The sequence below is a fragment of the Enterocloster citroniae genome, assembly GCF_040545455.1.
In the GTDB taxonomy this organism is placed as follows: Bacteria; Bacillota; Clostridia; order Lachnospirales; family Lachnospiraceae; genus Enterocloster; species Enterocloster citroniae.
In genome coordinates this window covers 18,265-43,275 of the sequence record NZ_JBEPLZ010000023.1, presented here as the reverse complement: position 1 = coordinate 43,275, position 25,011 = coordinate 18,265, and the positions used below count along the sequence as shown (strand labels likewise).

At 49.6% G+C, this 25,011-nt stretch carries 23 protein-coding genes and 1 pseudogene; 1 reads left to right on the top strand and 23 read right to left on the bottom strand.

Annotated features, from left to right (window positions below; genetic code table 11):
* Window positions 1-4: 4 nt before the first annotated feature.
* Window positions 5-145: pseudogene (locus ABID13_RS22500) on the top strand (PhzF family phenazine biosynthesis protein); the annotation flags it as partial.
* On the opposite strand, the gene ABID13_RS22495 reads toward ABID13_RS22500, so the two are convergent.
* From ABID13_RS22495 to buk, 23 genes are all read right to left on the bottom strand, one after another.
* Window positions 145-357, bottom strand: coding sequence for a hypothetical protein (locus ABID13_RS22495; RefSeq protein WP_048929474.1), 213 nt, complete (start codon window positions 355-357; stop codon window positions 145-147). The pseudogene ABID13_RS22500 and the gene ABID13_RS22495 overlap by 1 nt on opposite strands.
* A gap of 51 nt (window positions 358-408) precedes the next feature.
* Window positions 409-1,197: a histidinol-phosphatase gene (locus ABID13_RS22490; protein ID WP_007862984.1), complete on the bottom strand. Its 789-nt coding sequence runs from the start codon at window positions 1,195-1,197 to the stop codon at window positions 409-411.
* A 12-nt stretch (window positions 1,198-1,209) separates the two neighbouring features.
* A complete protein-coding gene (locus tag ABID13_RS22485) occupies window positions 1,210-2,082 on the bottom strand; it encodes an MBL fold metallo-hydrolase (RefSeq protein WP_007862987.1) in 873 nt (290 codons plus the stop codon).
* A 34-nt stretch (window positions 2,083-2,116) separates the two neighbouring features.
* Window positions 2,117-2,944: a carbohydrate ABC transporter permease gene (locus tag ABID13_RS22480; RefSeq protein WP_007862988.1), complete on the bottom strand. Its 828-nt coding sequence runs from the start codon at window positions 2,942-2,944 to the stop codon at window positions 2,117-2,119.
* Entirely contained in the window at window positions 2,941-3,828 is an 888-nt protein-coding gene (locus tag ABID13_RS22475; protein ID WP_082173816.1) for a carbohydrate ABC transporter permease, read from the bottom strand. Before ABID13_RS22475 ends, ABID13_RS22480 begins: the two co-directional genes overlap by 4 nt.
* A 69-nt stretch (window positions 3,829-3,897) precedes the next feature.
* Complete coding sequence (locus ABID13_RS22470; RefSeq protein WP_007862993.1) at window positions 3,898-5,304, bottom strand: ABC transporter substrate-binding protein; 1,407 nt, start codon at window positions 5,302-5,304, stop codon at window positions 3,898-3,900.
* A 156-nt stretch (window positions 5,305-5,460) separates the two neighbouring features.
* Window positions 5,461-6,399, bottom strand: a complete 939-nt coding sequence (locus tag ABID13_RS22465) for an AraC family transcriptional regulator (RefSeq protein ID WP_007862995.1) — start codon at window positions 6,397-6,399, stop codon at window positions 5,461-5,463.
* Between the two features lie 100 nt (window positions 6,400-6,499).
* On the bottom strand, window positions 6,500-7,516 hold the full coding sequence (locus ABID13_RS22460) for a deoxyribonuclease IV (protein WP_082173817.1): 1,017 nt from the start codon (window positions 7,514-7,516) through the stop codon (window positions 6,500-6,502).
* Window positions 7,517-7,608: 92 nt separating this feature from the next.
* Window positions 7,609-8,196, bottom strand: a complete 588-nt coding sequence (locus tag ABID13_RS22455) for a hypothetical protein (protein ID WP_045092036.1) — start codon at window positions 8,194-8,196, stop codon at window positions 7,609-7,611.
* 62 nt (window positions 8,197-8,258) lie between these two features.
* The gene (locus ABID13_RS22450) at window positions 8,259-9,401 is read right to left on the bottom strand and encodes a mandelate racemase/muconate lactonizing enzyme family protein (RefSeq protein WP_045092035.1); all 1,143 of its coding nucleotides are present in this window, start codon (window positions 9,399-9,401) and stop codon (window positions 8,259-8,261) included.
* Between the two features lie 22 nt (window positions 9,402-9,423).
* Window positions 9,424-10,698 carry an SLC13 family permease gene (locus tag ABID13_RS22445; RefSeq protein ID WP_007862999.1) on the bottom strand — a complete coding sequence of 425 codons (1,275 nt, stop codon included), beginning with the start codon at window positions 10,696-10,698 and terminating at the stop codon, window positions 9,424-9,426.
* 200 nt (window positions 10,699-10,898) lie between these two features.
* The gene (locus ABID13_RS22440; protein WP_048929476.1) at window positions 10,899-11,807 is read right to left on the bottom strand and encodes a LysR family transcriptional regulator; all 909 of its coding nucleotides are present in this window, start codon (window positions 11,805-11,807) and stop codon (window positions 10,899-10,901) included.
* A 30-nt stretch (window positions 11,808-11,837) separates the two neighbouring features.
* Window positions 11,838-12,701 carry an NAD(P)-dependent oxidoreductase gene (locus ABID13_RS22435; RefSeq protein ID WP_048929477.1) on the bottom strand — a complete coding sequence of 288 codons (864 nt, stop codon included), beginning with the start codon at window positions 12,699-12,701 and terminating at the stop codon, window positions 11,838-11,840.
* A gap of 121 nt (window positions 12,702-12,822) precedes the next feature.
* Window positions 12,823-13,674, bottom strand: coding sequence for a carbohydrate ABC transporter permease (locus tag ABID13_RS22430; protein WP_048929478.1), 852 nt, complete (start codon window positions 13,672-13,674; stop codon window positions 12,823-12,825).
* A 3-nt stretch (window positions 13,675-13,677) separates the two neighbouring features.
* A complete protein-coding gene (locus ABID13_RS22425; RefSeq protein ID WP_048929479.1) occupies window positions 13,678-14,589 on the bottom strand; it encodes a carbohydrate ABC transporter permease in 912 nt (303 codons plus the stop codon).
* Window positions 14,590-14,721: 132 nt separating this feature from the next.
* A complete protein-coding gene (locus ABID13_RS22420) occupies window positions 14,722-16,107 on the bottom strand; it encodes an ABC transporter substrate-binding protein (RefSeq protein ID WP_048929480.1) in 1,386 nt (461 codons plus the stop codon).
* Between the two features lie 242 nt (window positions 16,108-16,349).
* Window positions 16,350-17,894 (bottom strand): response regulator transcription factor, encoded by a 1,545-nt coding sequence (locus tag ABID13_RS22415; RefSeq protein WP_048929481.1) that lies wholly within the window; start codon window positions 17,892-17,894, stop codon window positions 16,350-16,352.
* On the bottom strand, window positions 17,887-19,650 hold the full coding sequence (locus ABID13_RS22410; protein ID WP_053095344.1) for a sensor histidine kinase: 1,764 nt from the start codon (window positions 19,648-19,650) through the stop codon (window positions 17,887-17,889). Before ABID13_RS22410 ends, ABID13_RS22415 begins: the two co-directional genes overlap by 8 nt.
* Before the next feature lie 40 nt (window positions 19,651-19,690).
* A complete protein-coding gene (locus tag ABID13_RS22405; RefSeq protein WP_048929482.1) occupies window positions 19,691-21,781 on the bottom strand; it encodes a glycosyl hydrolase 115 family protein in 2,091 nt (696 codons plus the stop codon).
* Window positions 21,782-22,028: 247 nt separating this feature from the next.
* On the bottom strand, window positions 22,029-22,376 hold the full coding sequence (locus tag ABID13_RS22400) for a hypothetical protein (protein WP_156200035.1): 348 nt from the start codon (window positions 22,374-22,376) through the stop codon (window positions 22,029-22,031).
* 297 nt (window positions 22,377-22,673) lie between these two features.
* On the bottom strand, window positions 22,674-23,372 hold the full coding sequence (locus ABID13_RS22395) for a 4'-phosphopantetheinyl transferase family protein (protein ID WP_048929484.1): 699 nt from the start codon (window positions 23,370-23,372) through the stop codon (window positions 22,674-22,676).
* Window positions 23,373-23,374: 2 nt separating this feature from the next.
* Window positions 23,375-23,887 (bottom strand): DUF1097 domain-containing protein, encoded by a 513-nt coding sequence (locus tag ABID13_RS22390; RefSeq protein WP_007863003.1) that lies wholly within the window; start codon window positions 23,885-23,887, stop codon window positions 23,375-23,377.
* Window positions 23,888-23,892: 5 nt separating this feature from the next.
* Window positions 23,893-25,005: a butyrate kinase gene (gene buk, locus ABID13_RS22385; protein ID WP_007863004.1), complete on the bottom strand. Its 1,113-nt coding sequence runs from the start codon at window positions 25,003-25,005 to the stop codon at window positions 23,893-23,895.
* Window positions 25,006-25,011: the final 6 nt, after the last annotated feature.

The window sequence follows — 25,011 nt, the reverse complement described above, 5'->3', positions numbered from 1 at the left end:
TGTTTTGGACAGATGGCTTCCTGAAAAAACAATGATGGATATCACATTGGAAAACAATTTTTCCGAAACAGCTTTTGTTGTAAGAAACAGCCATATGTATGATCTGCGGTGGTTCACACCAGGCGGGGAAATAGACCTTTGCGGTCATGCAACCCTGGCCGCCCGGCTGTCGTTTAGCTCATATACAATGGTGTTCCCATCTACCTCTACATTTATTTTCATATGGATTTCCTCTTTTTCCGGTATGGATCCTTCCTGCTGATCCGGCTGTGCAGCTTCTGCCTGGCAGTAAAACTCTTTCTGGACCATCTGAGGAATAAGATGGAAAAGAGCCTGGAGTTTGGGGAAAAACAGCATTTTCCCCAAGTCCCAGGTTATATTTTCCGAAAGACAAAACTGCCGCCTGAATCAGTCACAAGTTTGAGGTTCTTTAGGCGCGCGCAGACACGCCCGGTCCACCAGCTTTAGATGATATTTGTTTACCAGTTCTTCTGCAAATGAGAGGGCCTGGGGATTCCAAACCCGGTCCGGCAGATGGGCATCGGATCCAAAGATCACTTTGTTTCCCACCTCGCCTGCAATGCTCCAAAATTCCGGATTCGGATAATTCCTCTTATCTCCAATACCCAGGAAATTGATCTCCAGCGGTATGTCCAGGTCATTGGCACAGTGGCATAACTGGCGCATCCAGCGGCCATATACTGCCCGGTCCCCGGTAAAATTAATCAGGTCCGGATGGGCAAAATATGTAAAACATCCTGTTTCCAATGCTTCCTTTGACTGACCGCAGTATCTTGCCAAACGTTCCTGGGAGTCCGTGGGCGCTCCGCAATAAAAGTCATTCACTTCATTTCCAAGATAGTGCTGGGCCAGCAGAAAATATTCAATGGGGTACTGCCCTGTCATCTTAAGCAGGGCTTTAAAATACTTTGGATAATACTCCACTTCCAGCCCGATATGGATCTCAATATCGTCCTTGTATTCATCTTTCAGTTTCAGTATCGTATCCACATAATCCTCCAGCTGATCCGGCCTCATTTTCACATTGCTGACATATCCGCCGGAATATGGCATGGGTGTATGATCTGAAAATCCAAGAATCTTAAGCCCGCCCTCAATCGCCTTTTCTACGTATTCCCGTTCTGTGCCTGATGCGTGCATACAGCGCCAGGTGTGTGTGTGATAATTTGCAATCATGCTGTTCTCCAGTTATATCTCAATTTTCAGACCATCATAGGCCGGAGTGATGGGTGTCCCCTCCAGCAGTTTCTCCAGTTCTGAGTGGGGCGGGGTCTTATGTGGACTCATATGCGTCCAGTAAATCCGCTCTTTATTCTTCCATATCCCTGCGTCCTTAAAAAACTCCATGGCCTCCATGGCGTGGTCCCAATCCATATGATAATTTCCCTTATCCGCATTGCCAAAGGTCTGTTCCATAATGACTGCGTCAAATTTATGGGCGGCAATGCATTTCCTGGTCCTCTCCGTATACGGCCCTGAATCACTGGCGTACAAAAACGTCTTTCCCTGGGCTTCAACGATATAGATCAGACCCTTTGAACTGCCGCGGTCTATGTGGGAAGCTTCCATGGGCACAAACCTGACCCCGTTGCATTCATATTCCTGATACAGCTCCGGGACAATGAACTTAATTGCGAAATCTTCCAGATCCTGTCCGTTAAAATGATCCGCCAACGTATGGTATGTACACTGGTTTCCGTAGATATACAGTGTGGGCAGTTCCTGCTGCCTGCTATATCCCCGTTTAAACTTTTCCTCCTCCGACATGTCTGCCGCTTCCTTGGGACGGTAGCGCCAGTATAATAATTGGGGATAGAAATGATCCTCATGGGAGTGTGTTACCAACAGCAGCCTGGACGCCAGCAGATCAACTCCATAGCGCTCTCCCTGGGTAAATGTCTCCGGTGGAAAATCAATCAGGCAATCTCCTGCAAAATGGCCCGAACTGGTATGACGGATATTGCGCCCGCCCATTTTTCTTGCTTTTGTACAATACTCACACGTACACCATAACCCCGGGTACTGCTCTGCAGCTCCTGTGCCTAAAAATGTGAACTCCACTGTATTTTCCTCCTTGTAGCTCTTAATATCATGCTCAGCCTTTCATGGCTCCTGACAAAGCGCCTGAAAGTATATATTTCTGTCCAAATGTAAACAGCAAAAGGGTTGGCAGCATAACGATGATCACGCCTGCCATCATCACATTGTAATCCGCGGATTCCGCATCCAGCAGCATACCGATGCCGATCTGGACCGTGCGCATTTTATCCGTATTTGTCACCAGCAAAGGCCACATATAAGCGTTCCATGCATTAATGAACGTGTAGATCCCAACAGCCCCCATGGCGCCTTTGGACAGCGGGATCTGGATCGCCAGAAGAAAACGAAGGCTGCTGCACCCTTCCATGGAAGCCACCTCATACAGCTCTCTGGGTGTCTGCAAAAACGCCTGGCGCATAAAAAAGATGGTGGTGGCAGATGCCAGGGATGGCAGGATCATTGCAACATAGGTGTCCAACAGGCCCAGCTCCCCCATTGTAAGGTAATTGGACAGGACAATGGACTCCCCCGGTATCATCATGGTTGCCAAAATGGCCATAAACAGTACATTTTTCCCTTTAAAATCAAAGTAGGCAAATGCAAATGCCGTGATACATGCCAGAAAGACCTGTCCAACCGTAATGCATACCGCAATGATTACCGTATTGACCAGATAGCGAAACAGGGGCGCTCTCTGAAATGCCGTAACGTAATAAGAAAGGTCCGGTTCATGGGGAATCAGCTTCAGCGGCTTGCCAAATATCTGAGACAGCGGTAAAAAGCTTATATCCAGCGCATACAGGATAGGACATAGAATAACCAATATTACCAGTATCTGCACCGCCAAAAAACAGGTTCTCCCTATGCGGGTACTCGGTCTCATTGATAGAACACCCCCTTCTTTTCTGCCTTAAACTGAATGATGGAAATGATCAGCAGTATCACAAAGAATACGATCGACTGTGCACTGGCATATCCCCAGCGATTGCTCACAAAAGCGGATTCATAGATCGAATACGCCATCACAGATGTGCTTCCCCCTGGACCGCCCTTTGTCATCAGCTTGACCTGGGTAAAGATCTGAAAGGCATTGACTGTATTGATCACCAGAAGGAAAAACAGCGTGGGGGAGATGCAGGGCAGCGTAATATGCCGCACCGTCTGCAGATAGCCCGCTCCTTCCAGCCTGGAACATTCGTAAAGCTCATCCGGCACTGACTGGAGCCCTGACAGTACATAGATAAAATTCATACCGGCCGTCAGCCAGCAGGTTGTGATAATGATCATAAGCATTGCATATATCCGGTCACCGGACCAGCTGATCGGCTTTCCGATCACGGAATTAATAAGGCCGGCAGTGGGGTTAAACATCATAAGCCAGATCATGGCCCCGCAGGCATAGGAGATCGACATGGGCAGGGCAAAGATGGTGCGGATGGGGCTGGTTTTCTTTTTCCGGTTATCCGCGAGAAGCCCTAAGGTTACCCCGATCAATAATTCCAGTGGAACCAGACAGGCTGCAAACACAAAGGTGGTCCGAAAGCTTTTCCAAAACTGCTCTGCCCGGAACAGGGTATGGAAATTTTTCAATCCCGCGAATTTGACGATTTCTCCCATGGAATTAACGGAAGAAAGGCTCATTACCACGGTGCGGATCAGGGGATAGAATGTAAATACCCCAAACAGGGCAAATACCGGCAGCAGATACAGATAGGGTTCCAGCTTTTTCGTCACCTTTATGTCAGCTTTTTTCTTCATACTACTCATAAGCAAACTCCTTCTTCCCAGATCAGGCCTGCCTCAGGACATAGGCCTGACCCGGCCCGCATTCTTGTACTAGAAGTTAATATCATTGTATTCCTCAATCAATATATCGATCTCTTCAGCCGACTTGCTGATACATTCTTCCGGTGTTATCTCTCCAAGCATCATCCGTTCCAGATAGCTGGAATAAATCTCCCTTGCATCCACCAGACTGGCATATAACGGACCATATCCCATGTTGGGAGACTCATTCACCGTATCGATCACGGCCTGGTACTGCGGATATGTTTTCAGTGTTTCCTTTACGGCATCCTGGTTTAATGCCTCCCCTGTAACCGGGAAATATCCTGTGTTTGCAAATATGTATCCCTGTGCTTTTGGGGAGATCAGATACTTGACAAAATCCGCGATCCCTTCATTCCTGCCGTCACCCTTTCCGTTATCACAGATATAAACAGAGCCGCCGCCAAGGGTGACACCGCCGTTGGGGGCATCCGCCGTCAGTCCCGGGAACTTACATACGCCAAGTTCATAGGCGCCGCCGATGGTTTCTAAGGATGAACGGATGGAGCCTGAAGAGTCACACATGATCACCGCGTCTCCTGACCAGAAGGCCGCCCGGTTGGCCTCAATGGTAAAACCAACATCAGCAACATACCCCTTTGCCACAAGTTCCTGGAACTTGGAGGCGATCTCCACCGCCAGCGTGCCGTCAGCAAATGTTGTTTTTGTTGCTCTTCCCGTGCGCCCGTTGCCATTATCTACCATTGGATATTTTTGCTGTACCATGGGCTGTTCAAAGCACCAGATCAGGTTTGAGCAAAGTGCGATCCCTGATTTGGACAGGCCCTGATCCATCACCTTCCGGGAAATGTCGGCAATGTCATCCCAGCTTTGAGGACCGTTCTCATAACCGATCTCCGAGAGGACGGTCTTGTTATAATAACAGACCGGCACGGAGGTATTTAAGGGCATGGAATAAAGCTGGTCGTCAACCGTGTAATAGTTAAGCATGTTTTCTTCCAGTCCGGATATATCAATATTGTAATCGTCAATGATCTGCTGCATGGGAATGATAAAGCCGCTGTCGATCATGGTCCTTGTTCCTGCCTCATAGATCTGGACCAGATCCGGTCCGTCCTGTGTGCGCATGGATGTCTTTAACTTATTCAATGATTCCTGGTATGAGCCCTGATACTGAAGGTCCACAAAGACTTTATCCTGGGAATTGTTATAATCATCGATCACCTGCTGGATCACCTCTCCGGCCTGTCCGGATAACCCGGTCCAGAACACAAATGTCTCTTTTCCGTCCGCGGCTTTCCCCGTACCGCTTCCCGACTCCTTTTTGCTGTCCGCTAAGACCCCTTTGCTGTCTGCTGTATTTTCTTTGTTATCAACCTTTGCCGGTGCGCAGCCGCTGATTGCCGATGCCGTCATTACCGCTGCAAGAGCCGCCCCAATTAAATTTCGTTTCATACGCTTACCTCTCCAATCTGAATCTATGGTTTGTTGATGCCTTCCTACACAACTGGTTTCCGGAAACAGTTCCTGTAGATTGAATTATACTAATTATATCATTCCTCCCCATTATATCCTTGATGTTATTGTTGCTTTCATTAGACTTTTTTGCTGTTACCTATACTTTTCCCTATATTTCTTTACCAGTTCCATGCTTTGCTCCGGTGTATAAAACCGTTCACTGGAATGGATGCTGTGTTTAAACATTGTTTCGTTCCCCACCCTTTCCAGTAATTTTTTCCCATATACTTCCGGTGTGACTCCGGTACGGCTGACAAATGCTTTTGAAAAATACCGGTAATCAGAAAAGCCGCATTCCATGCAGATATCCAGCATTTTGTACCGGCCCGTGGCCATCATCTTACATGCGGCGCTGTACCGGACCAGGTCCACATATTCGCGGAAACTCTGATGCATGGCGCTCTGGACAAAATGTGAGATATGGCTCAGTGACCGTCCCTCCCTTTCTGCAAAGTCGGACAACCGTATATTATTCTGGTAATTCATATTGACAAATTGGATCAGACGCTTCAGCCTTGCATTCTGATTCTTTTGGATCTGGCTTTGCTCCTCTGTAAGCACGCGGTAAGGAAGGTAGGATAACAGCGTATAGAGAAACAGCCGGATCTGGCTTCTGCAAAAGAATTCATAAAAGGCAGGCTGTGTCAGGTACTGCCATGTCACATCAAGCAGGGTCTGCTCTATATCCTTATAGATTTCTTGCGGCAGACTGTTCACAAAATACTGGTCAAAATGGATATGTTCAAACTCCGGCACGTCCTCGGCCACCAGATCCGGCGAGATCTGGATCCCAAGCAGGGTACAGCTTTTCCCCGTGGCCTTGATCTCATGGGGCTGTTCCGAATTCATCAGGACCATCTCCCCCTCCCGCACCGTACATCGGTCATTGCCCACCTGTACTTCCAGGTCGTCCTCCAATGCCCACATAACTTCGATATCCCGGTGAAAATGGGAGGTCCGATAATCAAGCGTATTAAAATACAGTCTTACACATTTAACAGTCTGGTGCAGGTTAATATTATGTTCGCTCATTACCTTCTCCTTTTTATAAAAATATTCCCGGATCTTATCAACTTCCGTATCCGTATTTCTTTTTACATAGTAGCACGTAATGAGCCAAATCTCACTAACATTAAAAATCTGTGCCCAGGTATGTCTTAATTATCCCATTTTGCTCTGAAATTTTATCACTGACAGATCCCCATACATATTGTTTCCTCAGCTTTTTTATTTCCTGTGCATGTCCGGCCAAGTCCGTGGGCGTCTCTAATATAAAGGGCAGATGACACAGACGCGGGTGGTTGATGATCCTGATGATCGTGTCCTCCCCGATGTGCCCCTCCCCTATCAGTGTATGCCGGTCCTTGTGGCTTTCCCTGACATTCATGCTGTCATTGATGTGAAATGCTTTCAGACGGTTTAATCCGATGAGACGGTCAAACTGTTCCAGCGTCTCATCCAGCCGGTCCACAATGTCATATCCCGAATCCCACATGTGGCAGGCATCCATGCAGACTCCGATGTGATCTTTTTGGGCCACCCGGTCCAGAATCTCCTTCAGTTCTTCAAACCGTTTTCCCACCTCGCTGCCTTTCCCGGACATGGTTTCCAACAGCACCGTGGTCTTCATGTCCGGGAACATCACATGGTTCAGCCCCTGGGCGATCTGTTCAATGGCGCTGTCCAGGGGCTGGTCCAGCCGGCTGCCCGGATGAAGGTTGTACAGATTTCCCGGCATCAGTTCCATCCGCTGCAGGTCCTCCCCCATCATCCGGGCGGAAAGCTCTCTCAAATGCCGGCTTGACGAACAGAGATTCAGCGTATACGGAGCATGGGCTATAAACGGTCCAAATCCATGCATTTGCAAACTATCCAGGAATGTCTCGATCTCTCCCGGTTTTAACTCCTTTGCCCTGGCTCCCCGGGGATTGCGGATGAACATCTGGAATGTATTTGCGCCGATTTGGACCGCGTCCTTTGCCAAAGCGGCGTACCCCTTGGCAACTGAAAGATGGGTTCCGATTGATAATTCGTTTATGCATGTTTCGCTGGCCGGCGTTTCGTTGACCGGTGTTTCGCTGGCCGGTGTTTCGTAAGTCAATGTCTCATGTTCCTTACAATGTTTTTTGCACCTATTATAATTTTTCATATTGATATTATCTTTCTTAAAAGCTCAATTATGTATATAAAAACATTCCCGGCCAGGAAGAATCCTTACCGGGAATAAATATTTATACTCTTTTAAATCAGTTGAATCCTGTACGCGGTCGTCTGCGGTGGAATACTTGCCGTCATAAAATTGGCATGGGTGATCCTGGCCATCTGGCCGGGCCGGAGGGAATGGATATTGATAGGTCTCCCTGCCCGGTCTGTGATCGGCGTGGTGCTTGGAACACTGAACCTGATCTGGCTGTTTATATCACCGCGGTTTCCAGTGTAAATAAAGCCATTGCATGCATCCACATCCACAATCCGGTCTGTTGTCACCGAAGTCTCCTGACCCCTGCTTCGCACAACAATCATAAACGCATTGGATTGAGGCGGGATACTTCTTGTCATGCGGGAAGAAAAAATGGCATTGATCCACATTCCCGGCTGAATCCGGCACAGGCCCACACTCTGTCCAAAAGAATTTATAATAACTGTATTTCTGTTTATGTTCAGCTGTAGGGTCTGGATGGAAACCATTTGTCCGGCTTCCGGCATGGAATAAGAGATCAATATGGTTCCGTTTGAATTGTTGGTACAGGAGCTGTCCTCCACAAATGCATTATCAATACGCAGGGCATTTCCCTGCCGGACGATGGTTCCTCTGGGGTCGTTGTTCATAGCTATCCTTAACTAATACGTTGTTTACTATTATAGTATGAGGATTTTGGCAACCTGTTCCACTATACGTCATATACCCCGCCGTCATAGGCAGTCTGGGCGGAAATGCTTCTCTGTCTGGGCGGGAACTTCTCCGTAAGGTCTTTTGCCAGCTCAATTCCGATTCCCGGTGCATCCGGGATCACAATGTATCCATCTTCCTCCCGGAACGGTTCGGTGGTCATCTCCGCCTCGTTTCCCTGGTGATAAAAGGATGGGAACTCCTGGATGGCAAAATTGGGGATGGCCGCGTCCAGCTGCAGGCAGGCTGCGGTGGAAACCGGACCCAATGGATTGTGAGGCACGATTTTGGCATAGTTCGCCTCCGCCATGGCCGCCACCTTTTTGGAGGGAGTCAGACCACCCAGGGCGCAGACATCCGGCCTGAGGTATCTGGCCGCCCGCTTCTGTAGAATTGTTTCAAACTCCTGTATATTGATAAAGCGCTCTCCTGTTGCCACCGGAATACTTGTGCCCTTGGCAACATCCGCCATAGCCTCCGGGCTGTCCGGGGGGATCGGATCTTCCAAAAACAGGGGTCTGTAAGCCTCCACCCCTTTTGCAAATGCAATGGCCTCACAGGGATCCATACTGCGGTGGCATTCCAGGATCAGGTCAAAATCTCTCCCCACCGCTTCCCGGCAGGCCCTCACCCGCTCTATGTAACCTTCCACCTTGCTGTTATAAATACCGGATGACCGGTCCGCCTGGGTCCTGGTGATATCACCTGTGATCATCAGACGGGCCGCATCATATCCCTTCTGTTTTAAATTCACGCAAAATTCAGCCATTTCCTCCGGCGTATAGCAGAAAACCGCCTCGTAGCTTCTCACTTTATCCCGGCATTTTCCTCCCAGCAGTTCGTAAACCGGCACGCCCAGCGCCTTACCTTTTATATCCCAGAGTGCAATATCAATGGCGGACAGGGCGCTCATGATCACCGATCCCCTGAAATACATGCTGCGGTACAGATAATTCCAGTGGTGCTCAATCTGAAATGGGTTTTTGCCCAGAAGATAGCTCTCAAAACGTCTCAGCACTCCCTCCACTCCGTCTAAAAAGCCCCAGGCCCCGGCCTCGCCCGTACCGTGGATCCCCTCATCCGTGCTGATCCTGATAAATAAATATTTGCTTGCCGGAATGATCTCCAAACCAGTAATCTTCATAATATGGTCACCTCATTCTTCATTAATAAAACGGAAACATGATAGGCAGTGTAAAAATGCAGACAATAGTGATCATAACCGCCAAAGGTGTTCCGCATTTTAGATAATCCTTTAGTGAATACCCGCCCGGCCCCATGATCATGATCTGGCAGGGAGCCGCCATGGGGGTCAGAATAGAGGTACAACTGGCAATGAGCACGCCCATTACAGCCGCCCTTGGGTCCACTCCAATCTTTACACAGGCAGCTGCTACCAATGGAATGAAAATAGTCACGGTTGCCAGATTGGACATCACCTGGGTCAGAATGAATGGGATAATGAAGAACACTGCCATGATGACATAGGGGTTGGTGGTATTGCCCAGCAGGGAGATCATCCAGTCCGCCACCACATCCCCGGCCCCTGTTATCTTGATGGCGTCCGAGAGAGCCAGCACACCGGCAAACAGGAACACGGTGGGCTGATGAATGGAACCCAGGGCCTCGCGCTCCGACAGCACGCCGCACAGGACCAGGAGGCATGCCCCAATGGAGGCGGTAAGGTACATCTTAATTCCGGTCACGGATTCCAACAGCATACAGGCAATGGTGCCCAGGATAAGGATGACAGCCACCTTTTCCTTGGAAGGTGTCAGATGGCTGGCCGTGTCCTTTTTCTGAATGTTATCTGAAAACTGGGAATTATCAATGTCAGGCATGAGACGGTAGCCGATAAATACCATGTAGGCCAGTGAAATCAGCAGAATGGGGATTCTGGCAATGGTAAAATCCCAGATTGAAAACGGGATGGAAGCGCCCGCCTTGATCATAACATCGCTCCAGGTCATATTGCTGGCCCCCTGTCCCAGGAATGTCATGGCGGTAGCTATGTTGGCAATAGCCATGGCGGGAAACAGCATCTTGCTGCGGCTGGTGCCGATCTCATTGGCAATCCCCACCAAAAGGGGAATCATGATGGCGGCCGTGGCTGTGGCGCTGGTCAGGCAGGCCAGGAAACCGGCCACTAAGGATGAAATCAAAATCAGCATTTTGGGATTATTTTTGTAGCGGACCACCAGTTTCTGGGCTCTGTCCAGCAGACTGGTCTTGGTCAGTGCAGCGCCGATCACAAACATGGCAACAAACATGACCACATTGGTGTTGATGAAACCGCTTAAGGCTTCGGCCGGCTTCATCACACCGGTAAGAATAAGGGCGAGAATGATTCCCGCTGAAATGATGGAAAATGGGATTTTTCCCGATAAAAACGCTATGATGGTACATAGCAAGATAATGAGCGTAATCTGTAAAGGTGTCATGGTTTCCTCCGTATGGTTAGAGTATCCCGGATCCTTTTAATGTCCGGGAGTACTCATTCTTCAATGACCGCGCCGTCCTTTGATATACTTATCATAATGCAGTCAAATGCAGATGTACAGCTCAATATTTTCAACATTTATCAACTTTAATTCAATATTTTACGTAATCGTCCAGACGAAGAAACTGAACGGTTACTATTTTACCGGATATGCTTTTTGCAGATACGGTAAAACACGTTGATCTCCTCTGTCAGCATGGATTCCTCCGGATGTGCGGTGACCAAATTCCTGGATAAGGGTTTCTCACCCACGGACAGGGGGACAATCTCCTCATGGAACAGATTATTAAATATCATGTGGTCCAGCGTGATCATCAGGGCATGGGTGTACGCCACACAGGCCAGGCCGCTGCGTGAGGATCCCAGCTCATAAGCGATATCCGGCTTCAGCTGGTAATAACCGTACAGATTATCCGCATAGGTACGGTACGGGGAACCGGGCATCAGCATTACATTGGGTTGATCACAGCAGTACGAAAGGTCGATCCAGGGATATCGAAATCCCGGTTTTGAAACAGCCTTCCGTACCACCGGATGCGTCCCCACCGCTGCCATCACCAGCTCACACTGGTGGACCGTTTCATAGCAGAAGCCATGCTCCTGCTTATCCATCACGGCCAGCAGCACGTCCAGCTGGCGCCCCTTTACCATCTGGACCAGCTCCCCCACGGTGCGCTCGTGCATCAGGATTCGGATCCCCGGAAATGCCTCCTTAAGCTCCGGCAGGATAAAGCGGAACATGACCTCCGTAAAGGTGGCCTGGACCCCGATGCGTATCACCCCCCTGCTCATACTGGAAAAACTGCCCATCTGCGTGTCCAGTTCCCGCTGGATCCGCTCGATCTCCCCTATCTTCTGAACATAATACTCCCCTGCCTGGGTCAGCACAAACCGCTTGCCCACACGGTGGAACAGCTTCACCTGAAGCTCAGACTCCCTGGCCTGGACAAATTTACTTAAGGCAGACGGGGTAATGAACAGGTTCTCCGCTGCTTTCGTGATGCCGCCGCAGCGAGCCACCTCCAAAATGTATTCAATTCCTTTGTCCATGTCTCCCACCTGACCTTTGCAGCTGCAGGCTTACCAATTATAATATTTGATCAAAGCCTGCGTTCCCAGTTCTCCCATGCCTTCCCGCTCCAATTCCTTATACATGGAAAGGACGTCCTCCAGCACCTTTAACTCCGTATCCGCTGCCCTGGCCTCTTCATCCGCCAGGTTCATATCCTTGATAAAATGCTTGATAAAGAATCCAGGCCGGTAGTCGTCCTGCAGCGCCTTTGAAGCCACATTGTTCATCTGCACGCTGCCGGCGGCTCCTGTGGAAATGGACTTTAGCATTGTGTCCACATCCAGCCCCACATTCCTGGCATAGACCATTGCCTCACAAGCCCCTGCCAGGGCTCCCGCAACCGCAATCTGGTTACACATCTTGGTGTGCTGTCCGTTTCCTGCCCTGCCTTCATAATCAATATTTTTACCCATGGCCTGAAGGATGTTCAGGCAGACGTCAAAGTCTTCCCTGTCACCGCCGGCAAGAATGGTCAATGTTCCATCCTTTGCCCCCTTGTCGCCTCCTGTCACCGGAGCGTCCAGGGCGTGAAGACCTGCTTTCTTTGCCTCCTCATAAATCCGCACAGCCAGTCTGGGACTGGTGGTTGTCATATCGATCAGAAATGTGCCGGGATCCGCATTGGCAATGATACCGCCTTCACCAAAATAGATGTCCTCCACATCCTTTGGATACCCCACAATACTGATCACAGCCTGTCGTCCCTTGGCGCATTCCCCCGCGCTTTTGCACCAGACTGCTCCTTCGCTAATGATATCCTCCACCTTTGATCTTGTTCTGGTATAAATAGCAACCTCATAGCCCGCCTTCATCAAATTGCGCACCATGGATTTTCCCATGATCCCCACGCCAATAAAACCTATTTTTTTCATTTACCATTACCTCCTACAGATATGGGGAAAGGCCCCCCGTTTTTTCCAGGCTCATCTCCCAATATATCACTTTTTTTCAAATTATCAAGCCATACTCCCAAGGTGGTAAAACAAAAATTTCTTACCCCTTGATCCCATCCATGGCGATCCCATCCACCAGATACCTCTGAAATATGATGAAAAAAATGATGACCGGAAGCAGCGAGATCACCGACATTGCAAACAACCCACCATAGTTGTTGTAGGAGTTAGGGTCCAGGTACATGTTGAGAGCCAGGGGGATTGTGAATTTACTAACACTATTCATAAAGATCAGGGGCTGGAAAAAGTCCTGCCAAGTCCAGTAAAACGCAAAGATGGAGGAAGTGACAATGGCCGGCTTCACAATAGGGATCAGGATCCGGAACAGAATCGCCAGCTTGCCGCACCCATCGATCTCAGCCGCTTCATCCAATTCCCTGGGAATCCCCCGGAAGAACTGGACCATAAGGAAAATAAAAAACGCGCCGCCAAAAAACCAGGGTAGGACCAGGGCGGTCCTGGTGTCGATCAGGTGCAGCCTTTTCAGTATAATATACTGGGGTACTACCATAACCTGGGGGGGAATCATCATGGTCAGCATTACACATCCGAACCAGAATCCCGAGAATCTGAACTTGATCCTGGAAAGTGCATAGGCTGCAAACAGGGATGTGATCACACAACCGGCTGTACCGGCCACGGTGACGACCAGGGAGTTCATGAAAAATGTGATAAATCTGACTCCACCCACCCCTGAAAAACCGCTTTTATAGTTTGTAGCCCCATCCCAAATCTTAGGAATCAGGGAATAGGTGTCAAGAAACATGGTATCATTGCTCTTAAAGGAGCTGGCCAGCAGCCACAAAAGGGGATAGATCATAAGGAATCCCAGAATGCATGCCCCCATATGGAACCTTATGGAATGGATCCGTTTCTTTGTATGCATACCCATTTTTTATTCCTCCTCCGACTCGTAGTAAACCCAATTTTTCTGGGTCTTGAAGATAATGACGGTAAATACCGCGATAATGGCCACCAGAATCCATGCCAGGGCGCAGCTGTATCCCATATCAAAATAGGTAAAGGCCCTGCGGTACAGATAAAGCACATAGGACAGCGTGCTATCAAGAGGACCTCCGTCCGTGATCACATAACTCTCTGTAAATACCCTGAATCCGTTGATGATCTGAAGGATCAGGTTAAAGAAAATGGTGGGGGTCAGCATGGGAAGGGTGATGTGCAAAAACGTGTATCCGGGTCTGGCTCCGTCCACCATGGCGGACTCATACAGTGAAAATGGAATCTGCTTCAGGGCCGAAAGAAAGATGAGCATGGAAGAACCAAACTGCCATACTCCCATCAGCACAATTGCGCCCAGGGCCGTCCTGGGATTTCCCAGGAAAGAGGTAGTCTGGTTGACCCCTACCAGGGATAACAGAGTCATGACAACCCCCTTGCTTCCAAAGATCTGCTTCCACACGACCGATACCGCAATGCTGCCTCCGATGATGGAAGGCACATAGTACAGCGTCCTGTAAAGCCCCAGGCCTGCATGCTTTTTATTTAACAGCATGGCTACGAACAGGGCAAATGCCAGACGCAGCGGAACCAGTACCAGCACATAGGTGAAGGTCACTTTCAGGGCCTGTATAAATGTGTCATCCTGTGTAAACACCCGGATATAGTTTGCAAATCCGATTATCTGAGGCTGGTTCAAAAGATTAAAATTGGTAAAAGAATAATACATGGATATGGCGGCCGGTATCAGCCACATGCCCACAAATCCCATGAGCCACGGCGTCATAAGAAGATAGGCCACCGCGTTATCCGCTGTTTTATAGACTGATTTGTTCTTTCTGCGCTTCATAACTTCTCCTCTTTGAATGGGAGGGGACTGCTTTGATGCGCAGCCCCCTCCCTCTGTTCTGTATGGTACCTGTCCTGTTCAGCCGGTACCTGTCCTGTTAACCAATATCCACCCTGTTCAACTAGTGCCTGATCAATTGCTCCTTGCCAGGATTGCGTCTGCATCCTTTCTGAACTTGGCCGCAGCCTCCTCAGGACTGGTCTGCCCGTAAAATACACTGTATGCAGTATTCTTAAATACCTCATTGATCTCCGAAGTTCCGGCAGGGTCCGGAGCAGGCGTCTCCCCGCAGAGAGCCTGTGCTGACTCAACCGCCTCAAACATGGCCTTCTGCTGGTCATTGAGCTTGCCTGAATTGACCATATAGTCACGCACGGTGGATGATGCAGGAGTTCCTCTTTCCGCCATCATAATATCATTGGCCTCCTCCGAGTTCATGAACCAGTTAATAAACTCCGCTGCTTCCTTTTTGACCTTGGACGTATCCGCAATGGAGAAGAACATTCCGGGCTTCAGCCACAGTCCCTTTGCATCCGAGCCGTCCAGCATGGGCGGTGTCACGATTTTTAACTTATCATTGACCGCGCTCATCTTGGAGGCGTAGTTATTCCACTCATAGATAAAACCACCCTCCCCGGTAACCACTGGTCCGGCCTCCTGGCCCAATGCCTGGATCTGGGCATGTTCATCCGGATTGGGAACCGCGCCTTCATCAATGAGCCCCATCCACATTTCCAGGAAATCCGTGTACAGCTTATCATCCGCATATCCCAGGGATTTATTGTCATCTGCAAACAGATCTGAACCATGCTGGCGTACCCAGTATTTAAACATATTCATGTCATCCACCACACCGTAGGCAACCGCACCGTATTTTCCGGTCTTTTCCTTAATGACCTTTACATCATTGGCAAACTCATCCCAGGTCCAGCTGCTGTCCGGTTCTTTAATACCGGCATCTGCCAGCACGGCCGGATTGTATCCCATGACTGCGTAGGAGCTTGAAAGGACCATTCCTGTCAGCTTGCCATCGATCATCCCGGAGTTTAACAGGTTCTCATCAATCCCTGATACTTCGATGGTTCCGTCATCCACATAAGGCTGCAGGTCAGCCAGGGAGTTATTTCTTGAATATGTGCTTATGTACAGATAATCCATCTGAACAATATCAGGCATGGCCCCGGAAGCCGCTTGTGTGGCCAGCTTGTCAAAATAACCGTCCCAGCCTGAGGGCATTGCCTCAAATCTCACGTTGGGATGGGACTCGGTGTAGAGATCTAAAAGTTTCTGGGTATAATCATGCCTTCCCTGGCCACCCCACCAGGTAATCTTTAAGGTAACCGGTTCTCCCGTGCTGACACCGCCGTCCGTCTGCGTGTTTGTAGCCTGGGCCGCTTCTCCCTGGGTTGTTCCTCCATTGTTTCCCGATGTTCCGCTCCCTGAGCCACAGCCAGCTGTGGTCAATACCATGGCAGCTGCCATTCCCAGAGCCGCCCATCTTGTCATACGCTTTCTCATAACATACACCTCTCCTTTTTCATTGATCTGTTACTGTTTGTCATTCCCATTGAATGACTTTATTATAACCGGACTATCTCCTAAAATGAATGGATTTAACAGATTACATATCTGAAAAATTCCGACATTGGATCATGTCTTCAAATTCCTTACCATCTGCTTTGGGATATCATAAAAAAGTAACGCCCACTTTTTAGAAAAAGCGAGCGTTACCATCCCAATAAACCACACCAATAGATCTGCTAAGTTGCACGATTTAACGCAACTATCGTGTTCCTGTATTCTGACGGCACCATCCCCGTCACCTTTTTAAACACCTTTGCAAAATACTGCCCATCAGCCGGATAGCCGATGCGCACCGCCAGGTCCGATATGCGGATCTCCGGGTCATATTCCATGAGCCGCCGGGCCAGGCCAATGCGTATGCCCATGAGAAATGCAGAGTATTTCTCATGCATATGTTTGTAAAAGAAACGGCCAAAATAATCCTCATTCATAAACAAAATCTCCTTTGCCAGATACTGAAGCGTCAGTTCGGGATCAGAAAGGTTTTCATAGATGGCGTACAGGATCTGTTTCATGCGCTGTTCCTCCTTGCCCTCTCCCATGGATAAATGCAGGTGTCCGGCACAGGTTTCTATGACAGGCCGCAGAATCTCCCAAAGTTCCCCGGCAGTCCTCTTTTCCACGCACCTGCTCAATTCACTGCCTTCCGCCATTTCCCCGTCCCCCCACAGCACCTTCAGGGCTGCAGCATAGGCCCGTTGTATTTCATCCAGGGAAAGTCCGCGTATTTCCATCTTTACATATGATGCATAGATCTCAAACAAAATCTCCCCATATGTTTTTGCAGACCGGATACGGCCGTAATCCACCACAAATGAGGAATCCTGGCTCGCCTCCCGGTGCAGGGACCAGTTCAAAAACTCCTGTTTCTCCTCCACTTCCCCCAAATGATACAGTTCCTCGATCTGACAATAAAGCTGATACACTGTCTCAATGCTTCCCACATCGCTCATGGCAAAGCACAGCCTTGTCTTTCTATATTTTCCAAACTCCTTTTGCACCTTAAGGGCCAGAGGGGGCATGCTGTCCGCAAACTCTGCGGGCAGCAGATAGATCATCCGCTTTCCCGCCACGGTACTCATGATAACCTGTTCCCCGCCCATAAGTTCGATCAGTATATTGGTCAGGGCAAACCGGTCCAGCTGGTCGAAATCCGCGTCCATTTTTACCGCAAAAAGAACAAATTCATCCTTCCGCTCCCCCAGGAACTTTTTTAGAAGGAATTCATCTGACCTGGAAAGCTGGCGCCTGGTGATGAGTTCACCCAGGATCTGCTCCTTTACATGGGGCAGCATCCGCTCCAGTGCTCCCTGGTATTCCTTGGCTGAAACCTCATTTTCCTTTTTCCTGGTAAGCTCTTCCCCAACCTTTAAAAGCACCTCCACAATGGTTTCCTCATTACAGGGCTTCAGGATATAGTGCCGGATCCCCAGTTCCATGGCTTTGCTGGTATACCCGTACTCCCCATAACCGGAGAGAACCACAAACATCATATGGGGATACGATTCCTGGCACCTGCGGATCAGCTCAATCCCATCCATAACCGGCATCTTGATGTCGGTGATCACAATGTCCGGCACCAGCATCCGTATCTTATCCATAGCCTCGATCCCGTTCCATGCCATATCCACCAGTTCCATATCCACCTTTTCCCACGGAATGGTCTGAGCCATGATCTCCCTCTCAAGGTCCTCGTCATCCACGAGCATTACTTTATACATCCGGTTGTTCCACCTCCATCCTGGGAATCAATATTTTTACAGCTGTTCCCTGTCCGCTGGCACTTTCCACCTTAAACACAGCCATTTGGTCATACGCCATTTTCAGGCGCTCATAGATATTTTTAAGCCCGATGCCATGGCCTGTGGGCTTAACGGTAAATGACCGCACTGCTTCCAGCTCCTCCTGCGTCATCCCGGGGCCATTGTCCCTTACCTCGATCCGGATCTGATCCCCTTCTTCCTGGACGCTGACCTCTATGGTACAGGGGGTCAGCATTTTTTCCACTGCGTGGTAAATAGCATTTTCCACCAGCGGCTGCAGCGTCATGTGGGGGATCAAGCAAGACTGAGTCACATTCACATCCACCTGAAAATCCACGCGTTTCTGGTAGCGGTACTTTTGGATCACAATATACTTGTTCAGCATATTGATCTCCTCTCCCATGGTAAAAAACTGCTTAGAACTTAATGCCGCGCGCAGGATCTCCCCAAGGGCTACGGTCATATCTGCGGCCTCCTCATTTCTTCTCGCCCGTACCATCCAATGTATGCTGTTCAGGGTATTATAGAGGAAATGAGGGTTGATCTGGGCCTGAAGCATTTTATACTTTGTATCCTTTAAAAGCAGCTGCTTCTCATAATTTTCATAGATCAAATGATCGATCTTGTCCAGCGATACCTTAAACTCCTGGGTCAGCAGACCGATCTCATCACCACGCCCGTCTTCGCCCAGGTAATCCCTGGCACGCTTAAAATCACCAGTTTCCACGATCTGCATACTCTGTGTCAGCTGTTCCAGCGGCCTGACGATCATATGGGCCAGCTTTTTAAGGAACAGGGAGGAAACGGCAAATAAGGCCAGAAACCCCGCCACCATCATATTGCGCAGCGTCTGGTTCTGTCCGTATATTTCTGAATATGGAAACATGTTCACATAGGTCCAACCTGTCTTGGCAGACTTGAGATGGCACAAAAAGTACCGCTGGCCATTATTTCTGATGATCTGGTACCCCTTATCTCCCAATATTTGGGGAACCATATCCATCATGTGCTCCTGATTTTCATAGATAAGCCCCTCATCCGAGTATACGCACAGAGCCGAGCTCTCCGCCTCCAAACGGTTTATATTCTTCTCGATCATCCCCGCCACATCACTGGTGATGAGGAGCGTGCCCAGATACTCCAGGCTGGAGTCTATATGCTTGCGTATATCCCGTCCTGAAAGCAGATAGGGATACTGTTTCGTAGGCTGCTGAACCACATAGGCTCCTCTGGCTTCATGGATGGTTTCCATAAATGCCTCATATCCCCCGGGATCCGGGGATCCGGTGGATGTCCCGGCCACGATCTGGGTGCTCTCCTCATCCGTGTATACAATATTGGAGATCATCCCCGCATTGGTCAGTTCATTGTTTAACAGCATACGCAGGTTATATATATCCGCAGTATATTCCGCGGTAAAATGCTTTACGCTCTTGATATGGCTTAGCAGCTCCTGTATCTTTGTATCAATGGCCACATAGTAGGACAGAGCCTCCACCTGGTCCAGATTCTGGTTCACCTCCTGGATAAAGAAATCCAGCTCCTGGACCGATTTCTGGTACAGGTTGTCGTCATATATATTAAATGCGATCCGCAGTGCCACAAGACTGAACAGACAGCAGAAGCCCATGATCAAAACGTAAATGGCGATCATCTTTTGCGCCAGTTTCAGATTCCTGAACTTGTTGTGCCAGTATCCTTTTTTGATCTGCATATGGGCCTCCTTTTTAGAGTTACTATCTATTTTACCATATTCAGGAGTTAAGTCCATCTTGTTTCTTCTTCATTGCCTGGTACATCTCATCATCCGTCAGGTGATTCTCCTCATTGAGAAGCAGAAGGATCCGGCTGTCTCTTTCCGAATAGATGACCTTTCTCTGCCAGTGATAAAAGTAGGGCCCGTCATCCATATTCCTTACATAACCCATGAGAAGCCGTATCAAATAGGCGGTTTCTTTTATATCTGTCTGGCAATCATTGTCATAAAATCCCTTCCATTTGCCATGGCCGCAGGCTCTCATGGCCTCATCCGCCTTCTGAAACCAGTCCGCTGACTGTCCGAGGCGGTAAAATGTTATCATATACTCATGATCCAGCCATGCCTCATAGGCACTGACAAACAGAAGAACACCCTGAATACAGAATGCATGAAGCTTAACCTGGAGAAGAAGGGAATCCTCCCACAGACGTCCACCATCATCAGATAGATTGGCACACCGCTCTAACAGTTCAAATACCGCATCACTTCTGCTCCTACACACCTGGCCGAACCAGCGTATCTGGGCCGCAAATGTATCCATGGGGGCACACCACTCCAGTTCTTTACATGGACCGGCAGCACTTCCCTTCATCCAATGATGGATAAATACACGTGTAATGTAGTTATAGAATTGTTCGCCTGCATGCTCGTCTTCCTCTTTGCCGTAAGGAACCATGACTTTAAAATAATCCTGAAAGCACTGCTTCATACCGGTTATAACCGGATCCGGCAGAAGGGCGCTTGGGTTGGCCGCAGCGCCTTCCCTACCCCGATAATATTTCCTAATATATTCCTCCAGATGATCCACCGTACCCTTCCTTTCTCCGTTCCACAGGGAAGAAATATAATCCAGCGGATAGACATGGGGCTTAATATTGGAACAGTTGATCACCCAAAAATCCTTCACGCCATGTTCAAAAGCCTGGGATAACTCTTTTCCTACAAACTCCATGGAATTAGGTATCATGGTGAGAACATTGGCTGCCTGCAGGTCGTAAAACGATACGTGGTAATATACCCCGTGTTCCTTATCCTTCAGGTGTGTTCCCGGCAGTGATGCCACCCTTGGGTTATGGTTCCACTGCCTCCGGGAAACCATTTTCCCGTATCCATTGTCCGCCCATATCATGATCACATCCCCGGGAAGGCGAATGTATCCCTGCTGGTACAGCTCCGTAATCTCACCGTACAGGTTGACACAGTACACAGGTTCCTCCACATAGGTTCTCACCAGACCGTACTGTTCCATCATAATAGAACTGATCAGCTCTCCCCGCTTCTGCGGCGTATCATACAGCGGGTCCTGTTCCCAGAAGGGGGTATCTCCCTGTCCCCTGAACCCCAGGTTCCAGATGACCTTTTTGTGCCTAAGAAGCTTTACGCTGTCCTCCCACAGTCCCCTGAACAGCTGGGGATATTCCTTAAATGAAGGATTTTTGTCCGGATATGCCCGCAGGAACATCTCCGCCCCCAACGGCTCCGCATGGTGCTGGGTGATCCACAAACCCATATCGGATGCCAGTTCCGCATATCGCTTGGAATTAAGGTCGGTGCCCGGGATCACCATATTTCCGCCGCACCGCAGCAGGGCTTCAAAAGCCATCTCCCATGGATAGTCAAGATTTCGGCCGCCGTCCCAGTGGCTGATGAGAACCTCATCATTGATAAACCAGCCCCTGAATGTTACGGGTCTGGGAGAGGATTCATACACAGATACCGGAACCGTTACGCTCTCTTTTGGTTTAAATTCCTGGTCGTTCCAATACCAAAAAGGCTCGATCCCAAGATAACTCCGGCTGAGATGGCAGAGTGCATAAATTATGCCAAGGTCACCTGATGCTTCTATCTCCATCTTGCATTGACCGGTCACCTTCAGGCGAAACTGCTCCCGCACCGGTTTGCTGCCCGCCTGACCGCTTTCCCGGGACCGGATCAGGCGGATAACCCCCTTTTGCTGTTCCTCTGTTACCCTGGCCGTGGTCATCTCCAAATCCCTGTAAAATCGCCTGACTGCCCGTTCTACCGGCTCGCTGTCCCAGGATCCCTTATCGATGACAACATTTCTGTTCAATAAAAAACCTTCCATACTAATACACTCCTCCGGCCATATTTTCTTTTATTTTACAAAAAACAGTCTTGGATTAGAATGGAAATTTCCTGGAACTACTCTGTAAAATTCCGACACAAAGGCTTTAGACCTTATCTTTCCCCCATACAGCGCATCATGATTTACCTTCCCCCATACAGCGCAAGTTCCTTTAACTGAAGTTCATCATATTCCCTGTATACTTCCTCTACGCCGGCACCCTCACAGAGCTTGACGCTAAGCTCTTTCATCGTGTTCCAGGTATTAAAATGCAGCGAAAAGTCCTGATTTGGTACCTGGCGGCCGATCTCTGATCCGCCCCTACCACACAGACCACACCGCCAGGCAGCACGGGCAGGGCTGTCATTTCCACGTTAAAAGGATAATCGTGGGAAGATGCCTTTGCCCGACAGATGGAGCTGATACAGGCACAGTTTCCTTCTGAAAAATAGGATATCTCCTCCTCCGTATTAGGCAAGGTGGCAAATGTACGGTCCACATCCAGATATCCTTCATCGATCATGGTCTGAAGGAACAGGAAACCATCTCTCATGTAAGTGCTCACAGGTGTCTCGCCAGCTGCCAGATCTGCCACCAGTTTATCACTCCGTGGATCCTGGTATAAAGGGCCAAGGCCGGCACACATGGCCGGTACACCTTCTCCTCAATGTATGGCAGTTTGATTGTATCACACGCTATAGAGGCATGCAATGAAACATTGATCTTCTGCTGGATAAACCGGGAGTATCCATTGCCCTTGGCTCAACCAGTTTTTCCATGGTCCTTCCATGATAAACAGCGTCTGGCTGCGACATGTTCTCATAATCTCAACTTATCAGCCCCACCCACCGAAGAATCCAGATATATTTTCCCATTTCCATAGGGAGCAGTTTTATATTTCCCCACGCATCATTCCCCGGATCCGGCCCAAAGGATGCCCGGCGGCCTGCCTCCCCGCAGCCTGCCGTTTAGCTGCCTTTGGCCCATGGACCAGTTCCTCCCTCCCAGCCTCTCTGACAGATATCTGAAAGTCCTCATTTGCAGCACACGCAACCATGTAATCCTCGTATTGAAACCAGTGGACGAACCGCCCCTCATTTTCATATACCGCTCCCACTGCAAACCCGGTCCCCAATAGTTTCAAAGCCGCCTCACACTCTGTCCACATCCTTGTAAACTGTATGGACTGTTCCTTTTCCGGCGTTTGTTTAAGACGTACCTGCTGTTCCCCGGAAAACACCTTTCTTACAGATGGCCAGTGGATATCCATGATTCTCTCCATGTCCACCCCGATCTCCATATCCGCAATGGCCAGGGCCACATAATTCCCGCTGTGGGACAGATTAAAACAAATCTCCCCGGACCTCAGCATGGGCTTTCCATACCTGTTCCTTATGAGCTGTCCATCACTCCATACCCCCAGATAAGACTTCAGCAGGAAGCCTGCCGTCAATTCCTGGCATGCCTCCTGCTTTACCTTTATATTCCTGTATTTTTCAGCGTAATACTGAGGGATGCTGTGGATAAACTCATCCCCATGTGCGGCAATCCGGTCTGTATCTGCGATGATTATCTTTACTTTTTGCATCATTATTACCTCATGAGCCGTCTCACCATCATTTTCTGAAACGCGTCAACGCCCACGCCCACGTAGATAACTCCCACCAGCATGGCGATCCCGATCTGGACCGGCAGGGTGCCGATCCGGTCCACTTTCACGGGACCCATGATAGTAAGGCCGATGGCCCATCCGCACAGCCAGGCCGGTGTATAGATCACCTTTGCAAGTGTCTCCCCAACGATCACCGCAATCCCTCCCAGAATGAACAGGGTAAGGTACAGCTCCACATTGGGATTCCACGGCAGGATTTCCATGATCCACACCGCGGTCAGCGCCCATAGATCGCCCAGCAGGAAACCAAGGCTGATCTTAAACGTATCCTGCCGTCTATTGCCGTTGGCCACAAATAGTCCGGCGCAGATCAGAGCCACGGCTCCGGTATCCACCCCTATAAAAGGCGCCAGCACAGCCCAGACCGGAGGCATAAACGCAATGCCAAATGCCAGGGTCAGCATATTGATTGTCTTTATCCTTTTTTCTTCCATATCCGTCACTCCCAGTCAAAACCGTCCCATACCGGCTTTCCTGTGTATGTTTTCAGTTCCTCCCCGCCTTCCAGCACGCGGATGGCTCCGGCAGCCATGGCTTCCATCTCAAACTCTCCGGGATAGGCTGTCACCGGTGCGATAAAGGAACATGCATCTGTGATCTGTTTTACAAGGTCCTGGTTATGTACCATGCCGCCGCCCAGCAGAATGCCGTCCACCTGTCCGTGAAGCGCGGCTGCCATGGAGCCGATGCACTTTTCGATCTGGTAGATCATGCTGTCCCAGAGCATTTCCGCATACCGGTCCCCCGATGCAGCGCGGTCCGTCAATTCAATGGCGTCCGAGATTCCCACGTGGTTTACAAATCCCCCTGTTCTGGTGCAGAGTTTTCTCACATCCGCCACTCCCAGGCCGCTGGTTTCCATATATTCCAGAAGGTTTGCCACGGAAATGCTTCCGCATCTGGTAGGCGCCATTGGCCCCTCCCCTCCCACAATATCATATCCATCGATCATCTTTCCCCTGCAATGGGCGGATACGGAAATGCCTCCGCCGATGTGGCATACCACATAATTGCACTCCTCATAGGCCCTGTCCATCACATTCCGGCTGTGGCGGATCGCCGTCTCCTTCAAATTCAGCGCATGGAGATGAATGATGCGGTACACTCCTTTGATACCGGTCATACGCGCCAGTTCCTGGAGTTCGTCCACATCCGGCGGATTAACCACCATTGCCTTGGCGCCATAGGTTTCTGCAAATTCATGGGCCAGCTGCGGGCCCAACGCGGCCGGGTGGATCACGCCATTGGCGCAGGTCCTTGCATGTTCCAGCATCAGATCCGTCACCCCATAGGTTCCGCCCTCCACGGCCAGCAGACCGCCGCCCCGGCCCACAAATACATCCACATCCTCAAGGCTGATACCCGCCTCCTTAAGAAGCTTTAAAATGGTATCCCGGCGGTAGGGAAGCTGTTCCGGCAGGGTCTTAAATTTCCCAAGTTCATTTGCCTCGTGGGAAACATTCCGGGAATACAGGCATTGATCTCCTTCAAACAGCGCAACCTTTGTGGAGGTGGAGCCGGGATTGATGGTCAGTACTTTATATGCTTTCATGCTGTG